Annotated in this window: 17 protein-coding genes; 11 read left to right on the forward strand and 6 right to left on the reverse strand. The window is 33.4% G+C overall.

Translation table 11 applies throughout. The features are described from left to right. The first annotated feature begins 52 nt into the window (after positions 1-52). On the forward strand, positions 53-442 hold the full coding sequence (locus ACZ2G2_RS07185; protein ID WP_470394761.1) for a DUF423 domain-containing protein: 390 nt from the start codon (positions 53-55) through the stop codon (positions 440-442). 78 nt (positions 443-520) lie between these two features. Next, the gene (gene pckA, locus ACZ2G2_RS07190) at positions 521-2,137 is read left to right on the forward strand and encodes a phosphoenolpyruvate carboxykinase (ATP) (RefSeq protein ID WP_470394763.1); all 1,617 of its coding nucleotides are present in this window, start codon (positions 521-523) and stop codon (positions 2,135-2,137) included. A gap of 281 nt (positions 2,138-2,418) precedes the next feature. On the opposite strand, the gene ACZ2G2_RS07195 is transcribed toward pckA, so the two are convergent. Then, on the reverse strand, positions 2,419-3,168 hold the full coding sequence (locus tag ACZ2G2_RS07195; RefSeq protein ID WP_090837367.1) for a uroporphyrinogen-III synthase: 750 nt from the start codon (positions 3,166-3,168) through the stop codon (positions 2,419-2,421). A gap of 17 nt (positions 3,169-3,185) precedes the next feature. Beyond that, positions 3,186-3,833, reverse strand: coding sequence for a DUF4271 domain-containing protein (locus ACZ2G2_RS07200; RefSeq protein ID WP_470394764.1), 648 nt, complete (start codon positions 3,831-3,833; stop codon positions 3,186-3,188). Positions 3,834-3,941: 108 nt separating this feature from the next. Here ACZ2G2_RS07200 and ACZ2G2_RS07205 point away from each other — a divergent pair, with 108 nt between their 5' ends. Genes ACZ2G2_RS07205 through ACZ2G2_RS07215 form a run of 3 tightly spaced genes read left to right on the forward strand, consistent with a single transcriptional unit; the run spans position 3,942 to position 6,454 of the window. Beyond that, a complete protein-coding gene (locus ACZ2G2_RS07205; protein ID WP_272022226.1) occupies positions 3,942-4,667 on the forward strand; it encodes a polyprenol monophosphomannose synthase in 726 nt (241 codons plus the stop codon). A 3-nt stretch (positions 4,668-4,670) separates the two neighbouring features. Next, the gene (locus ACZ2G2_RS07210; protein WP_281846214.1) at positions 4,671-6,017 is read left to right on the forward strand and encodes a dihydroorotase; all 1,347 of its coding nucleotides are present in this window, start codon (positions 4,671-4,673) and stop codon (positions 6,015-6,017) included. A gap of 5 nt (positions 6,018-6,022) precedes the next feature. Then, positions 6,023-6,454 (forward strand): DUF4296 domain-containing protein, encoded by a 432-nt coding sequence (locus ACZ2G2_RS07215; protein ID WP_143067766.1) that lies wholly within the window; start codon positions 6,023-6,025, stop codon positions 6,452-6,454. Between the two features lie 8 nt (positions 6,455-6,462). On the opposite strand, the gene ACZ2G2_RS07220 is transcribed toward ACZ2G2_RS07215, so the two are convergent. After that, complete coding sequence (locus tag ACZ2G2_RS07220; protein ID WP_470394767.1) at positions 6,463-7,470, reverse strand: NAD-dependent epimerase/dehydratase family protein; 1,008 nt, start codon at positions 7,468-7,470, stop codon at positions 6,463-6,465. Between the two features lie 87 nt (positions 7,471-7,557). Here ACZ2G2_RS07220 and tyrS point away from each other — a divergent pair, with 87 nt between their 5' ends. Next, the gene (gene tyrS / locus ACZ2G2_RS07225; protein WP_470394768.1) at positions 7,558-8,868 is read left to right on the forward strand and encodes a tyrosine--tRNA ligase; all 1,311 of its coding nucleotides are present in this window, start codon (positions 7,558-7,560) and stop codon (positions 8,866-8,868) included. 122 nt (positions 8,869-8,990) lie between these two features. Here tyrS and ACZ2G2_RS07230 read toward each other — a convergent pair whose 3' ends face one another. Together ACZ2G2_RS07230 and ACZ2G2_RS07235 are read right to left on the reverse strand one after the other, a co-directional pair. After that, on the reverse strand, positions 8,991-9,971 hold the full coding sequence (locus ACZ2G2_RS07230) for a LuxE/PaaK family acyltransferase (RefSeq protein WP_470394770.1): 981 nt from the start codon (positions 9,969-9,971) through the stop codon (positions 8,991-8,993). 80 nt (positions 9,972-10,051) lie between these two features. Then, positions 10,052-10,816 carry a T9SS type A sorting domain-containing protein gene (locus tag ACZ2G2_RS07235; protein WP_272022232.1) on the reverse strand — a complete coding sequence of 255 codons (765 nt, stop codon included), beginning with the start codon at positions 10,814-10,816 and terminating at the stop codon, positions 10,052-10,054. Positions 10,817-11,095: 279 nt separating this feature from the next. Here ACZ2G2_RS07235 and ACZ2G2_RS07240 point away from each other — a divergent pair, with 279 nt between their 5' ends. Together ACZ2G2_RS07240 and ACZ2G2_RS07245 are read left to right on the forward strand one after the other, a co-directional pair. Then, the gene (locus tag ACZ2G2_RS07240; protein WP_090836603.1) at positions 11,096-11,779 is read left to right on the forward strand and encodes a response regulator transcription factor; all 684 of its coding nucleotides are present in this window, start codon (positions 11,096-11,098) and stop codon (positions 11,777-11,779) included. Then, a complete protein-coding gene (locus ACZ2G2_RS07245; protein ID WP_470394908.1) occupies positions 11,779-12,828 on the forward strand; it encodes a sensor histidine kinase in 1,050 nt (349 codons plus the stop codon). Before ACZ2G2_RS07240 ends, ACZ2G2_RS07245 begins: the two co-directional genes overlap by 1 nt. Here the strand turns inward: ACZ2G2_RS07245 and ACZ2G2_RS07250 are convergent. Next, the gene (locus tag ACZ2G2_RS07250) at positions 12,797-13,912 is read right to left on the reverse strand and encodes a glycosyltransferase (RefSeq protein ID WP_470394772.1); all 1,116 of its coding nucleotides are present in this window, start codon (positions 13,910-13,912) and stop codon (positions 12,797-12,799) included. The two genes, ACZ2G2_RS07245 and ACZ2G2_RS07250, sit on opposite strands and share 32 nt — an antisense overlap. A 126-nt stretch (positions 13,913-14,038) precedes the next feature. On the opposite strand from ACZ2G2_RS07250, the gene trmB reads away from it, so the two are divergent. The 3 genes from trmB to ACZ2G2_RS07265 are packed head-to-tail and all read left to right on the forward strand — an operon-like array spanning position 14,039 to position 15,686. Next, a complete protein-coding gene (trmB, locus tag ACZ2G2_RS07255) occupies positions 14,039-14,713 on the forward strand; it encodes a tRNA (guanosine(46)-N7)-methyltransferase TrmB (RefSeq protein WP_470394773.1) in 675 nt (224 codons plus the stop codon). Between the two features lie 3 nt (positions 14,714-14,716). After that, complete coding sequence (locus ACZ2G2_RS07260) at positions 14,717-15,346, forward strand: LysE family translocator (protein WP_470394775.1); 630 nt, start codon at positions 14,717-14,719, stop codon at positions 15,344-15,346. A 4-nt stretch (positions 15,347-15,350) separates the two neighbouring features. Then, positions 15,351-15,686: an MGMT family protein gene (locus ACZ2G2_RS07265; RefSeq protein WP_470394777.1), complete on the forward strand. Its 336-nt coding sequence runs from the start codon at positions 15,351-15,353 to the stop codon at positions 15,684-15,686. The last annotated feature ends 58 nt before the right edge of the window (positions 15,687-15,744 follow it).

Genomic DNA, 15,744 nt, shown 5'->3' on the forward strand with positions numbered 1-15,744 from the left:
TTACGAATGTAGAAAATTTATACGGGGTTAATTGCGAATTATATAATTTATTATGAATAAGAAAATGTTAATATTAGGAACAATCCTTGGATTGTTAAGTGTAATTTTAGGTGCGTTTGGTGCACATGGCTTGAAAGGTTTGGTGTCTCCGGAGTCTATTGTAAGTTATGAAACAGGGGTCAAATATCAAATGTATCATGCCCTGTTACTTTTGATTGTGGCTAGCCAAAAAGTGCTGACAGAGAAAGCTAAAAGCACTATTTTTTATTTAATATTAGTAGGTGTTATCCTTTTTTCAGGTTCAATTTATGGTTTAGCAACAAATGTTTTGACGGGTTTTGATTTTAAGTCTATAGCATTTGTGACGCCAATAGGAGGTTTGTTTTTAATTATAGCTTGGATAGTACTGTTGATAAATTTTTTGAGACTTAAAACAGAATAATTGAGTTTTGTTTGGCGTTATTATCTTATTAATTTTAACTTTGCAACTCAAACAACACATACACAACAAACATAAATTATGGTAGACCATACCCAATTTACGAAAACGATTGCGTTGGAACAATACGGAATCAGAAATGCTCAAGTAAAATACCAATTATCACCAGAGGAATTACAAGCTGCTATCCTAGAAAAAGGACAGGGTAAAGTAGCCTCTTCAGGAGCTATTGCGGTAAATACAGGTGAATTTACAGGGCGATCGCCAATGGATCGTTTTATTGTAAAAGACAGTGTTACTGAAGATAAAGTTTGGTGGGGAGATATTAATATCCCTTTTGATGCTGATAAGTTTCAAAAACTTTATGATAAGGTAACAGATTACTTATCTAACAAAGAGGTTTTTGTTAGAGACAGTTTTGCTTGTGCTGATGAAGACTACAAATTAAACATTCGTGTTATTAATGAGTATCCATGGAGTAACATGTTTGCTTATAACATGTTTTTAAGACCAACAGAAGAAGAGCTTAAAGGTTTTGATCCAGAATGGACCGTTGTTAACGCACCTGGTTTTATGGCAGATCCTGCAGTTGATGGAACACGTCAGCATAATTTTGCGATTTTAGACTTTACTAGAAAAATTGCTTTAATTGGTGGAACTGGTTATACTGGTGAAATTAAAAAAGGAATCTTTTCTGCACTTAACTTTATCTTACCGGTATACAAAAACACATTACCAATGCACTGTAGTGCCAATGTTGGTAAAGATGGTGATACAGCTATTTTCTTTGGATTATCTGGAACAGGAAAAACAACCTTATCTACAGATCCTGACAGAAGTTTAATAGGAGATGATGAGCATGGTTGGACTGCAGAAAACACTGTTTTTAATTTTGAAGGAGGGTGTTACGCTAAAGTAATAAACTTATCAGGAGAACAAGAACCAGAAATTTTTGGAGCAATCAAGAAAGGTGCTATCCTTGAAAATGTTATCATGAATGACAAAGGAGAAGTAGATTTTGAAGATACTTCTATTACACAAAATACACGTGTTAGTTACCCAATAAACCATATTGAAAATATTAGAGTACCATCTACAGGAGAAAACCCTAAAAATATTTTCTTTTTAACTGCAGATGCTTTTGGAGTATTACCTCCAATATCTAAATTAACACCTGCACAAGCAGCGTTTCACTTTATATCTGGTTATACTGCAAAGGTAGCTGGTACTGAAGCTGGAATTACTGAGCCTGTACCAAGTTTTTCTGCTTGTTTTGGAGCACCTTTTATGCCTTTACATCCAACTAAATATGCTGAGATGTTAAGCAAGAAAATGAAGGATGCAAACGTAAACGTTTGGTTGATTAACACAGGTTGGACTGGAGGGTCTTACGGTGTAGGAAGCAGAATTAAATTAAAGTATACTAGAGCTATGATTAGCGCGGTACTTAACGGAGATTTAGGTCTGTATAATTATAAAGATTACCATATCCACTCTGTATTTGGTGTTGCGCAACCTAGAAGTTGTCCAGGTGTACCAGATGAGGTGTTAAGCCCAAGAGCTACGTGGAGTGATCATAAAGCATATTACAAAACAGCATTTAAACTAGCTAATGCATTTAGAGAGAATTTTGAGAAGTTTGAATCTTATGCAAGCGAAGAAATTAGACGTGGTGGACCACAACGTTACGCTGAATAGTAATAGATAAAGTGTTAATACAAAAGCGCCAATTGAAATTTTCAATTGGCGCTTTTACTTTGCAAAACATTTTTGATAGTGATACACTTAAAGGGCAGTTTTAGATACTGTAATAAGGCTTTAAAGTTTTGATGACCTATGTTAAAGGTTTGTAACTTGGTATTAACTTAGTTTTTAAGGTGCTTTGAATTTTTTTTAAAGTTAGACGCACTTATCTAAATAAAAAAAGCGCTAATTGAAAATTTCAATTAGCGCTTTTACTTTGTATAAAAATTAAAGGTTTATTTACCTTTATTTGCTTTGTCAATATATTTTTGAAGCGCCATAGTCATTGATGGTGTTTCTGGTGTAGGTGCAGCAATATCTACACGTAACCCTTTTTCTTCTACAGCTTTAATAGTTGTGTTTCCAAATACGGCAATTTTAGTGTCGTTTTGTTTAAACTCAGGAAAGTTGTGAAATAAAGATTCTATACCACTTGGGCTAAAAAATACTAAAATGTCATAAGTAACATTTTCTAAGTCAGATAAATCGCTAATTACAGTCTTATAAAATACTGCTTCTTTCCAATTTATATTTAAACCGTTTAATATTTCCGGTACTTCTGGCTTTAATTTATCCGTTGTAGGTAGTAAAAATTTTTCGTCCTTATACTTCTTAATTAATGGGGATAGATCAGCAAAATTTCGTTTTCCAACATAAATTTTACGCTTTCTATAGACTACATATTTTTGCAGGTAATAGGCAACAGCCTCAGACTGACAAAAATACTTCATAGAATCTGGCACTTTAAAACGCATTTCTTCAGCAACTCTAAAAAAGTGATCGACTGCATTTCTACTGGTTAAGATAATAGCGGTGTAGTTATTTAAGTCTACTTTTTGTTGTCTGATGTCTTTGGATGGCACACCTTCAACATGAATAAATGGTCTGAAGTCAATTTTAACTTTCTGCTTCTCAGAAAGATCAAAATATGGCGAATTTTCTATTTTAGGTTCTGGTTGTGAGACTAAAATGGTTTTCACTTTCATATGGTGTATCATTTAATTTAGACCTTATTATTTGTAATAATTTTATATAAAACAATATAAGGTGCAATTTCGAGAGTGCAAAGATACAAAATAAAATAAAACAAGCTCTTTTTAAAGGTATTAAGATTGTTTTTAATAAATAGAAACACCCCATAAATAATAATCAAAAACAGTATAGCTAAGGCTGTTATTAGCATAGTGTTGTTTGGTGTAACAGTATAAATTAATAGGGCATTTATAGGTAGTAATAGTAGTCCTGCAAAGTTTCGGAAACTGATCTGTTGGAAGTTGTATTTATCTATAATTGGACCTATTGCTAATATGTTAGAAATTAGTTTTTCTAAAATAACTTTGACAATAATAAATAGTCCAATAGCAGCCGTATATATAAATAGGTTTAGCGGTGCAGTACTTATTTGGTTGTTCTGTAAAAATAAATAGACTATAATACCTAAGTTTACTATCAGGTTTGCAAATAGAAGCCCTTCAAATGTGTCAACAATTTGTTGGTCTTTATTGTATTGATTAATATACCTATTATTAAAAAGTAAAGTGGCAAATTGGTTAAATCGCTTAGGGAACAACATCTTAGATAAGGCCACTATAATTAGGCAACCTAGTAAGGTTAGGGTTAAAACATCTACACTGTTACTATTTCTAAGCATGGGATAAAATTATTGTTTTTTAATATCAAAACGATAAATAATTAAGTAATTTTTATAATTAAGTAATTTTATAAAAATGTACATTTGCTTAAATTTTAAATAGTATTGATGCAGGACGCTGTAGTTATTATACCAACATACAACGAAATTGAGAATATAGAAGCTATTATAAGAGCTGTTTTTGCACTTCCAAAAGCATATGACGTTCTGGTGGTAGACGATAATTCTCCTGATCAAACGGCTAAAAAAGTAGAAGCATTACAAAAGGAGTTTCCTGATAGATTGTTTTTAGAAGTTAGACAAGAAAAATCGGGTCTTGGTACCGCTTACATACATGGTTTTAAATGGTGTTTGGATAAAGCTTACCAATATATTTTTGAGATGGATGCAGATTTTTCTCATAATCCAAAAGATTTAACACGTTTGTACGAGGCTTGTCATACTGGTCAGGCTGATATAGCAATTGGTTCTCGTTACGTTAAAGGTGTTAATGTTGTCAATTGGCCTTTAGGTCGTGTCATTTTATCTTATGGTGCATCAATGTACGTGAGGTTAATTACCGGGATGAAAGTTAAGGATGCAACCGCTGGTTTTATTTGTTATAAAAGACAAGTGTTAGAGCAACTTAATTTAGAGCAAATAAAATTTGTTGGGTATGCATTTCAAATAGAAATGAAATTTAATGCCTACCTTAAAAAGTTTAAAATAGTGGAAGTACCAGTTATTTTTACAGATAGAACAAAAGGAGAATCCAAATTAAGTTCTAGTATAATTTCTGAAGCTATTTTTGGAGTTATTAGTATGAAGTTTAAAAGTTTATTCAAATCCAATTAGAAGATGCACAACAAGAAAACACTTATTAAAAATGCAAAGATTGTTAATGAAGGCACAATTTTTAATGGGGACATTTTAATTGAAGGTGAGTTTATTACTAAAATAGGCGCGTCTATCAGCGCAAAATCAGCAGATGTCAACGTTTTTGATGCTGAAGGAAAATATGTTATTCCTGGAGCTATTGATGATCAAGTTCATTTTAGAGAGCCTGGCTTAACACACAAAGCAAATATTGAAACCGAATCAAGAGCTGCTATTGCTGGAGGTATTACATCTTTTATTGAGATGCCAAATACTAATCCGCAAACAACAACTATTGAGAAGTTAAACGATAAGTTTGAAATTGCGTCTAAAAAAGCATGGGCAAATTATTCGTTTATGTTTGGTGGAACTAATGATAATTTAGAAGAAATTTTAAAGGTTAATAAAAAAGAGGTTGCCGGATTAAAGTTGTTTTTAGGATCTTCTACTGGGAATATGTTAGTAGATAATCCAGAGATTTTAGAAAAAATATTTACAAGTACAGATTTATTAATTTCTGTGCATTGTGAAGATGAAGCAACTATTAAAAAAAATCTTGATATATATAAGGAACGTTACGGTGATGATATCCCGGTTAATTTTCACCCAATAATTAGAAGTGAAGAAGCATGTTATATCTCATCTTCTAAAGCAATAGAGTTAGCTAAGAAAACAGGAGCGCGTTTACATGTGTTCCATTTATCTACAGCAAAGGAAACGGAGTTGTTTGATAACAAAACACCATTAAAAGATAAAAAAATTACGGCGGAGGTTTGTATACACCACCTTTGGTTTAGTGATAAAGATTACGACGAAAAAGGAACCTTAATAAAATGGAATCCTGCAGTCAAAACAGAAAATGATAGAGCACAATTATTAAAGGCTTTATTAGATGATAAAATTGATGTAATTGCAACAGATCATGCACCGCATACGTTTGAGGAAAAGTCTAACGTGTATACATCAGCGCCTTCTGGAGGACCGTTAGTACAGCATGCATTACCAGCATTATTAGAAATGTACCATGACGGAGATATATCTATCGAGAAGATTGTAGAGAAGTTTTGCCATAATCCAGCTATTTTATTCGAAGTTGAAAAACGCGGGTATATTAGAGAAGGGTATTATGCAGATTTAGTAGTGGTAGATCTTAATAATCCATGGACGGTTAATAAAGATAATATCTTATATAAATGTGGTTGGTCTCCGTTTGAGGGTACGACGTTTAAATCTAGAATTACACATACATTTGTAAATGGTGGTTTGGCTTATAAAAACTTTAAGTTTTACGAAACAAATTATGCTAAGCGTTTAACTTTTAATAGATAATTATTTTGAAACCAAACATCTTACTATATAGTCTTATCGTTTTATTTTTTGTGTCGTGTTATGGTGTGCAAAAGCCAGAAAAACCTGCAAATTTATTAAGCGAGGATAAAATGGTGGATGTCTTATTGGATTTAACAATTATGTCTTCGGCTAAAGGTATTAACAAAAGAGAATTAGAAAATAGAGGGATTGTTCCTGATACTTTTATCTACAATAAACATAAAATAGATAGCGCTCAATTCGCTAATAGTAATAATTATTATGCGTACGATATTGAAAAATATAACGAGATGTACGTTACTGTTAAAAAAAGGCTTGAGGTTTTAAGAACTAGTTATAAGGCTGAACAAAAAATAAAAGAAGACAAGCTAAAGAAAGAAAAGAAAAAGTTTGAAAAAAAGCCACAAGCACCAAGTGGGCCTTTAAAGAAAGAATAACCTCGTATTTATTGTTTTTTAAAACAGGCGATGGTGTCTTTTAGACTTTGATCAATGGTTTTAAATGTGTAGTCTAAAGCAGCTGTTATTTTAGTGTTACTAAATTGACTGGTGGACAAAGCGGATTGTGCTGTTTGTTTAGATAATATACGACGCTTTCCTGTTAGTTTGTGTTTTAACCAATCCAAACGCCATCCAATAGCTAATAATACTGCAGAGGCTTCCTTTTTTGGAGGTGTAACATCTAAGTGTGCTGCAGTTTTGTATATAAAATCTTTAAACGTAAGTATTTCTGAGGTTAATATATAGCGTTCGTTTTTTATAGGACTATTTAATAATTGTACCATACAATTAACCACATCATTCACATCAATATATCCAGTGCTTCCTGTTGTGTAGTAAGACATGCCTTTATTAACCATAGTAATTAAAGAGCCACTTCCGTAATTCCAAATGCCAGGTCCAATTATAATTCCAGGATTTACAATTACAGCATCTAACCCTTCTTGCGTCCCACGCCATACTTCTAGCTCCGCGCCATATTTAGTGATAGCATAAACACTATTATCAAATTCTGGATTCCACTCTGTGTCTTCAGTAATTTGGTTAGTTGCAATAGTAGGCGTTCCAATAGCCGCAATTGAGCTCACGTAACAGAGTTTTTTTACCTTTTCAGCAATGCAAAAATTGACAATATTAGCAGTTCCTTCAATATTGGTTTTCTGTAATAAATCAAATTTGTTAGGTTCAAAAGAAACAAATGCAGCACAATGGTAAACATAGTCTATACCTGCAAATGCCTCTGTCAAGGATGGAATGTCATTTAAATCAGCTTCAACCCAATCAATTTTATTAAAAAGGACCTCTGGGTTTTTAGTGTAATAACTAAAAATACGTTTAACCGTTTTAAATTTTTTCTCAGTTCTATAAATAGCACGTACAGATTGATTATCATTTAATAATTTAAATAATAAATGTGCGCCTATCAAACCAGTTCCTCCTGTAACTAAAATCATATCCCGAAGGTAATAAATATTAGATATTGTATGTAGTTTATAACACGATTTTTATCTTTGCCAATTCAAAACTAAAACCACACTAAAATGGCTAACGCATTTGTAGAAGAATTAAGATGGAGAGGGATGGTACACGATATCATGCCAGGAACCGAAGAGCAACTTGATAAAGAGATAACCTCTGCCTATATTGGTTTTGATCCAACTTCAGACTCGTTACACATTGGTAGTTTAGTGCCAATTATAATATTAGTACATTTAGAAAAAGCAGGACATAAACCTGTGGCTTTAATTGGTGGTGCAACAGGAATGATTGGTGACCCGTCAGGAAAAAGTGACGAGCGTAACTTATTAGACGAAGCAACTTTAAACCATAACGTTGCAGGAATTAAAAGCGTGTTATCACGATTTTTAGATTTTAACTCTACCGCTAAAAACGCTCCAGTTTTAGTTAATAATTATGACTGGATGAAAACCTTTTCATTTATAGACTTTGCACGTGACGTTGGTAAGCGTATTACAGTAAACTATATGATGGCTAAGGATAGCGTTAAAAAACGTTTGTCAGGAGAAGAAGGTAATGTAGGAATGAGTTTTACAGAGTTTACTTACCAATTAATCCAAGGATACGATTTTTACCATTTACACAAAACCATGAATTGCAAACTGCAAATGGGAGGAAGTGACCAATGGGGAAACATTACTACAGGTACAGAGTTAGTAAGACGTATGAATGTAGGTGACGAGAAAGCTAAGGCTTACGCTATGACTTGCCCGTTAATTACAAAAGCAGACGGTAGTAAGTTTGGTAAGAGTGAAGGTGGTAATGTTTGGTTAGATGTAGATAAGACTAGTGTTTATAAATTTTACCAATTTTGGTTAAACAGTTCTGATGAAGATGCAGAAAAGTATATCAAAATCTTTACCTTTTTAGATAAAGAAACTGTTGAAGCGTTAATATTAGAGCATAAAGAAAATCCAGGATTTAGAGCGTTACAAAAACGATTAGCTGAAGAGGTAACGACGTTTGTACATTCTAAAGACGCATTAGATAACGCTATAAAAGCATCAGGTATATTATTTAGTAAAGATTTTAAAAATGAAATTAGACAACTGGATGAGAGCTTGTTTTTAGACGTTTTTGAAGGTGTGCCACAAGCTGAGGTGTCAATGGATAAAATTGAAGCTGGTTTAGATATGATTGCGGCATTATCTGCTGAGACTGACTTTTTAGGAAGTAACGGAGAAGCGCGTCGTGCATTAAAAGAAAACTCAGTATCTGTAAATAAAGATAAAGTAACAGATGTGTATACAATTACGACTCAGGATTTAATTAACGATAAATATATTGTGATTAATAGAGGTAAGAAAAGCACCTTTATAATTAAAGCGATTTAATTATAATCGGTCACAAAAAAAGCCTGCTTAAATTTAAGCAGGCTTTTTTTTATAAAATCAGTTAATCAACTAAAACTAATTTTTCTTTTTCATAAGTCTTTAGTCGTGGTTTTTTAATGGCCTTACAAAACCATTAAATTACAACCTCTAATATCGCTATTGTCAAAACGACCAATAATCTCAAAGTCTCTATTGGCGTATGTTTTTCCTAAATCTTGAGTAGCAATAAAACTACAAGAATTAATGTTTGCTAAATCAATAACATTAATACCGCCTGTTTTTGGGCTATCAAAAACGGTTAAAGCATCTTCTGTATCTCTAGTTAATAGTTTCATCCAAGGCGGGCAGTTAAAAACACCATGTCCTTTGGAGTAAGCTTGGCTTAATAACTCGGTCATACCATATTCGCTATGGATAGCATCCACACCAAAACCTTGTTTTAAAATAGTATGTAATTCTTTTCGTATTAATTCTTTGCGTCGTCCTTTCATCCCACCAGTTTCCATTATAATAGTGTTGTTAAGACTAAAAGTATGGGCTTCAATTAAATCCAAAAGTGCAAAAGATACGCCTATTAGTAACACTTTTTCTCCAGCTGTATCTAGTGCTATTAAAGTGTCTTTTAATTCCTCTAAATTGTTAAGATAAAACCCGCTTTTTGGTTTGTTAGAATCTTTAATTAGATGGTCTACCATATACACTAAGGATGAGCCTTCGCGTTCTAAATAATTAGGCAATAGTGCTAAAACGGTGTAATCTTCTATGTTGCCATAAAAGTGATCAAACCCTTTTTTAAAACTGGCCTCATACACACTTAAATCAGTGACGTGATGCTTACTTGTAACTTGTCCTGTGGTACCACTACTAGTAAACGTTGTTTTAATAGGGGCTTTAGAACTTAAAACGGCGTGTGATTTAAAAAATTGAATGGGTAAATAAGGAATCTGATGTAATTCTGAAACATCACTCGGGTTAACATATAGTAAATCGCAAAACGAGCGATAAATGTTATTGTTTTCAAACTGAAAACGGAACACCTCTAAAGCTGCAGCTTTAAATTGGGTGTCTGAAGTAATGTTAAATATGTCGTTTGTAAGGGTCATGTTATTATAAAACACAAAAGTATTGAAAATAAAAAAAGCGTTGCTATTAGCAACGCTTTAAAAATGTTAAGGTTTAATAATTATTGCACCACTAATTTTTTAGTTGTCGTAGTTCCGTTTTGTGTTAGTTGTAAAATATAGACACCTGCATTTAAGTCAGACACATCTAATCGGTTAGTTTTTAAAACCGTATTTAAAACTTGTTTTCCTAAAACATCAAAAGCAACAACCGTTGTAGGTTGGCTTGATGCAGTTTTGATAGTTACAAAACCTTGCGTTGTAGGATTCGGAAATATTGCAAATTCTGTAGCTTCAAATCTATCTGTAGATAGTGCTTGTCCAGATGCAGACCAAGTCACATCATCCACAATAACTTGCTTGCTAGTAATGTTTTTAATTTCAATAACAACATCTCCTGTAACGTCAATACCAGTTGCGGTAAAAACATGCTCAGTAAAGTCGTCAAAAGGTGTTGAGGTTCCGTAAGACGTTCCGTTTACAAATAATTCAACTTGTCTGTCACCACCACCAGTAAAACCTTTGTAAAGTTTAAAGGTAACAGCGCCAACACCATTAGCTCCTGATTGAGCAGAAATTGCACTGTTGTCAGAAATACGTCTTAACATAATCCCTTTACCGTCAATTCCAGAATTGTTGTTGTCTTCATTATCATCTCTACATTGGATGTAGTTCCAAGTTACTGCATCGTCACCCACAAAAGATCCGTCTACATAAGACGTTCCTGAGAGACCAAGATTTGTAAAAGTCTCCATTCCCTGTGCCAAAACACTGTTAGCGGACATCATAATTGTTAAAGTAAAAAGTAAAGTGTAAAGTTTTTTCATAGTTATAATTTAAAAAGTTAGGTACTAAAGATAAGGAGAATTTTGTAGTAATTATCGTTCTTTTGTTTTTTAAGCTATAGTTTTACATTTTAATAACACAGTTATTAAAGCTTTGAAAGTCAGAAGGGTAGTTGGTGCTTGATTTTGAGTAAATTATAAATACTTAATAATAAAGGCTATGTTATGTTAATGTTATTAATCATTTTAAAACTAAAAGTTTTAGTAATAACTTTATCTTTACCGTAACATAACTATAAATTAAATTCAAGTTTCCAGTCTATGAACAAAAAAGACATTAAAATTCTTTTAGTCGATGATGAGCCAGATATTTTAGAAATTATTGGTTATAATTTAACCAATGAAGGCTATCAAGTATCAACCGCTAAAAACGGTTTAGAAGCTGTAAAAAAAGCCAAAAAAGAAAAGCCGCAACTTATTATTTTAGATGTTATGATGCCTGAAATGGACGGTATTGAAGCTTGTGAGGCTATCCGTAAACTGCCAGAGCTTAGTAGTACACTAATTACTTTTTTAACTGCTAGAGGAGAGGATTACTCTCAAGTAGCAGGATTTGATGCTGGCGCGGATGATTATATTACAAAACCAATCAAGCCAAAAGTATTAGTTAGTAAAGTAAAGGCGCTATTAAGACGTTTAAAATCTGAAGAGCCTGCGGGGTCTTTAATGACTATAGGTAACTTAGTTATTAATAGAGAAGAGTACAAAATTGTTTTAGACGGAACCGAAATTGTGTTACCAAGAAAAGAATTTGAACTATTATCTTTATTAGCATCAAAACCAGGTAAAGTCTTTAAAAGAGAAGATATTTTAGATCGTGTTTGGGGTAACGAGGTTGTTGTTGGTGGACGTACTATTGATGTTCATATCCGTAAGCTACGCGAAAAAATTGGAGACCAAAGTTTTAAGACAGTCAAAGGTGTTGGCTATAAATTTGTAGAGTAATTTTGAAATTAAAAAAGACGTATAAATTCGCATTAAAAACATCGTTTTTAATCACTGTTTTTTTAACACTACTCATAAGTGTCTTTTTGTATGTGTTTTATGCATTGCATTTTGGGCAGATCCTATTGTTTTCATTTGCCACATTTAGCGTCTCGTTTGTAATTACCCAATTTAGAGTTGAGAAGTTTATCTACAAACGGATTAATAAAATATATAAAGACCTAACGCTTTTAGAGTCTGTTACTTTTAGAAAAAAAAGTATTACAACAGATATGGCAACGTTGACACAGCAAATAGATCAATTTGCTAAAAACAAAAAAATAGAAATCGAAACCCTAACAGTCCGTGAAGAGTACCGTAAAGAATTTATGGGTAATGTCTCGCACGAGCTTAAAACTCCGCTATTTACCGTGCAAGGTTATCTAGAAACCTTGTTGGATGGTGCAATCAATGATCCTAATGTTTCTGGAAAATATTTAGAGCGTGCCAATAAAGGAGTAGAGCGTCTAATTTATATAGTCAAAGATTTAGACATGATAACTAAATTAGAAGTTGGAGACTTAAGTTTAGATGTTGCCCCTTTTGATATTATACAATTAGTGCAAAGTGTTTTTGAGCTGTTAGAAATGAAAGCTGCTAAAAAGAAAATCACACTAACGTTTGACATGCATTACAAGCATCCAATAATGGTAGTTGGTGATGCGGAGCGTATACAGCAAGTGCTTACTAATCTTATTGTTAACTCAATTAAGTACGGGCGCGAAAAAGGAACTACGGAAGTAAGCATAGAAAAGCTTATTAAAAACAAGGTTATTGTAAGAGTTACGGATAATGGAGAAGGGATAGAGAAAAAAAATATCCCAAGATTGTTCGAGCGTTTTTACAGAGTCGATAAAAGTGGATCACGTAAAGAAGGTGGTTCAGGATTAGGACTTGCAATAGTCAAACATATTGTAGAGGCACACGAAGAAAAAATATACGTAGAAAGCGAAATTAATATCGGTAGTGAGTTCTCTTTTACGCTTGAAAAAGCGAAAACAAGTGTGTAAAATCAATCGTATTTTCAAAACTTTTAAAGCCACTATAATTAGTCACACGATCTAGTTGGTCTAAAGTAAAAGCCGATTGACTACAACTAGCAATAGTCCCGTTTTTGTCTAAATAATTAGCTAGATATTCCTGTTCAAACTGTCCCGGAGTTGGTATAAAAAAGGCTTGTTTACCAAGTTTAGCCAAATCCATAATTGTTGTATACCCAGATCTAGAAATAATAAGCTGACTTCTGTTAATTGCATTTTGCAATTCTTCAGTCTGCATAAAATTATAAATAGTAAAAGGCGTTTCGTGCATCACGGTCTGTTCTGCTTCAATTTTACCGCGTACAAAAACAACTTTCCCTCTATAATTAATCAAATCAGACAGCAGTTGTTCTTCTAAAAGGGTACGTTGTGGCTCAGGACCAGACAACAAAACCATCAAGTCATATTTCGGCTTTAAAGCCTCTTTTTCTAATCTGCTTAGCGGTCCAATATAATGTAGTTGTAATCCCTTAGGTTTAAAATCATGACCAAGTTTTCCGCTTAAATTCGGTGTGTTTTCAAAGTCAGGAATCCAGCAAGCATCAAATTTATTTAAATAACGGTCATGAAAAAAAGTGCTTAATGCGGTCGTACTGCCACTCATTACATTTAATTGGTGCGTGATAAAAACGGAAGGCACACGTTTAGAATTCACACCCATCCTATTGTCAGAAATAATCCCTTGGATATCATAATCCAAAATAATTTGATCCACTAACGCATGTTCTTTCCTAATCGCTTTTCTAATTTTTGGTAATTGTAACAGCATGTGCCATTTAAACCACTGTTTAGACTTAGAATATTTAACGTTATATGCAGGCAGCGTTATAAAGGTAAGTTGCTCAAATTCTTTAGTCAATAATTGCAACGCTTGGCCATCACTAGCAATAACGGGCTCAAAACCGTGTGCAATCAAAGCATGTATTATCGGTATGCAACGCGTCGCATGACCAATTCCCCAATTTAAAGGTGCAACTAAAATTCGTTTTTTCATTATAGTAATTTGGGCGTTACCTAAAAAGGTCAGGCTGTCCGTTATATCTTTTTTTGCCATTTATGGCAGCAAAAAAAGGATGCCACTTCCATCCTTAACGCATAAAATATCAAAATCAAAGGTAATCATAAACCTACTTAACTATATTTCCTTAATTTTACGCCAGAAATAACAAATAGTTAAGAAGTGGGTAGCAAGAACAAGCAAAAAAGATTTAGAGAGAACGAAACCTTTGATAATGTGTTTCAACCATCTAGAAGCCAATTAGTAGACGAGGTTTACCAGCATAAAGGAAACTGGAATAAAAACGTGTTTAAAAACAACAATCCTTTAGTCCTAGAATTAGGATGTGGTAAGGGAGAGTACAGTGTTGCTTTAGGTAAAAAATACCTAAACAAAAACTTTATTGGTATTGACATTAAAGGGGCGCGTTTTTGGAGAGGAGCCAAAACAGCAACAGAAGATAAGATGCCAAACGTTGCCTTTATCCGTACTCAAATAGAGTTGGTAGAATCTGTTTTTGCAGAAAACGAAGTTGACGAAATCTGGATTACGTTTCCAGACCCACAAATAAAATATAAGCGCACAAAGCATAGAATGACCAATTCTGCATTTTTAAAACGTTACAAAAACATTTTAAAACCAGATGGTATCATGAATCTAAAAACGGACTCAGAGTTTATGCATGGGTATACCCTTGGATTATTACATGGAGAAGGCCACGAGGTGCTACATGCTAATAACGATGTGTACAGACAAGAAGGAAGTCCGGAAGAAGTAACGGACATTCAAACACATTATGAGAGTATCTATTTAGAGCAAAACAAACCAATTACGTATATTCGGTTTAAAATTAACTAACTATTGAATTTAACAATTACCTTTTTTATTAGCTTATGTATTGCATTAGTCGGCGTTATTCCGCCTGGTCTGCTAAACATGACCGCTGCAAAAATTAGTATAAAAGAAGGGTATAGTCGTGGATTAGTATTTTCGTTAGGCGTTTGCGTCATTGTCATTTTTCAAACGTTAATAGCGGTTATTTTTGCGCGTTATTTAAGTAAACACCCAGAAACAGTGCAAATGTTACAACGGGTGGCATTTGTATTATTTGTAATTATCACCGTTTATTTTTTCCTATTAGCAAAAAAAGAAGCCAAACCACAAAAAGAAGACGAGCGTAAAAGTAAACGTAGTCAGTTTTTTTACGGTATGTTTCTGTCTGCTCTAAACGTGTTTCCTATTCCGTATCAAGCATATATGAGTGTTACATTGGCCAGTTTAGGGCTAATCACACTAGACAACTATAATATTACCTCTTATGTAGCAGGAGCAGCAATAGGGACATTTGTAATGTTATATTGCTATGTGTTTTTCTTGAAAAAAATCAAGAGCGAAAAACTAAAGTCACAAAAAAACATGAATTATATTATTGGTTCCATAACAGGTATTATAGCTGTTGTGACGCTAGTAAATATCATAAAAGACTACTAGTAATATGAAACCAGAAACACTTAATTTTTTCGAAAAAGTGTATGAGGTAGCACGCCAAATCCCCCATGGACGCGTCACTAGTTATGGCGCTATTGCTAATTATTTAGGCGCTAATCGTGGCGCCAGAATGGTAGGGTATGCCATGAATGGTTCACACAGTAAAGATGTTCCCGCACATCGCGTAGTAAATCGTAAAGGATTGCTAACCGGAAAACATCATTTTGATGGGACCAATCTAATGCAACAATTATTAGAGAGCGAAGGTATTGAGGTTATCGATAACCAAATACAAAACTTAGAGACTCACTTTTGGAATCCTTCAGAGTTACTTTCGGAATAATCTGCCCGTATCTACTGTTCTTAAAAGGGTTGAGTAAAACTCAAAAATGCTAATCTTA

It is taken from the genome of Olleya sp. KKT75 (assembly GCF_055635485.1).

Coding starts and splice junctions, on each gene's coding strand:
- ACZ2G2_RS07235 (WP_272022232.1), bottom strand. CDS start 10,816: ATGAAAAAACTTTACACTTTACTTTTTACTTTAACAATTATGATGTCC.
- ACZ2G2_RS07205 (WP_272022226.1), top strand. CDS start 3,942: ATGCAGGACGCTGTAGTTATTATACCAACATACAACGAAATTGAGAAT.
- ACZ2G2_RS07250 (WP_470394772.1), bottom strand. CDS start 13,912: ATGGCAAAAAAAGATATAACGGACAGCCTGACCTTTTTAGGTAACGCC.
- pckA (WP_470394763.1), top strand. CDS start 521: ATGGTAGACCATACCCAATTTACGAAAACGATTGCGTTGGAACAATAC.
- ACZ2G2_RS07210 (WP_281846214.1), top strand. CDS start 4,671: ATGCACAACAAGAAAACACTTATTAAAAATGCAAAGATTGTTAATGAA.
- ACZ2G2_RS07185 (WP_470394761.1), top strand. CDS start 53: ATGAATAAGAAAATGTTAATATTAGGAACAATCCTTGGATTGTTAAGT.
- ACZ2G2_RS07195 (WP_090837367.1), bottom strand. CDS start 3,168: ATGAAAGTGAAAACCATTTTAGTCTCACAACCAGAACCTAAAATAGAA.
- ACZ2G2_RS07240 (WP_090836603.1), top strand. CDS start 11,096: ATGAACAAAAAAGACATTAAAATTCTTTTAGTCGATGATGAGCCAGAT.
- ACZ2G2_RS07200 (WP_470394764.1), bottom strand. CDS start 3,833: ATGCTTAGAAATAGTAACAGTGTAGATGTTTTAACCCTAACCTTACTA.
- tyrS (WP_470394768.1), top strand. CDS start 7,558: ATGGCTAACGCATTTGTAGAAGAATTAAGATGGAGAGGGATGGTACAC.
- ACZ2G2_RS07220 (WP_470394767.1), bottom strand. CDS start 7,470: ATGATTTTAGTTACAGGAGGAACTGGTTTGATAGGCGCACATTTATTA.
- ACZ2G2_RS07230 (WP_470394770.1), bottom strand. CDS start 9,971: ATGACCCTTACAAACGACATATTTAACATTACTTCAGACACCCAATTT.
- ACZ2G2_RS07265 (WP_470394777.1), top strand. CDS start 15,351: ATGAAACCAGAAACACTTAATTTTTTCGAAAAAGTGTATGAGGTAGCA.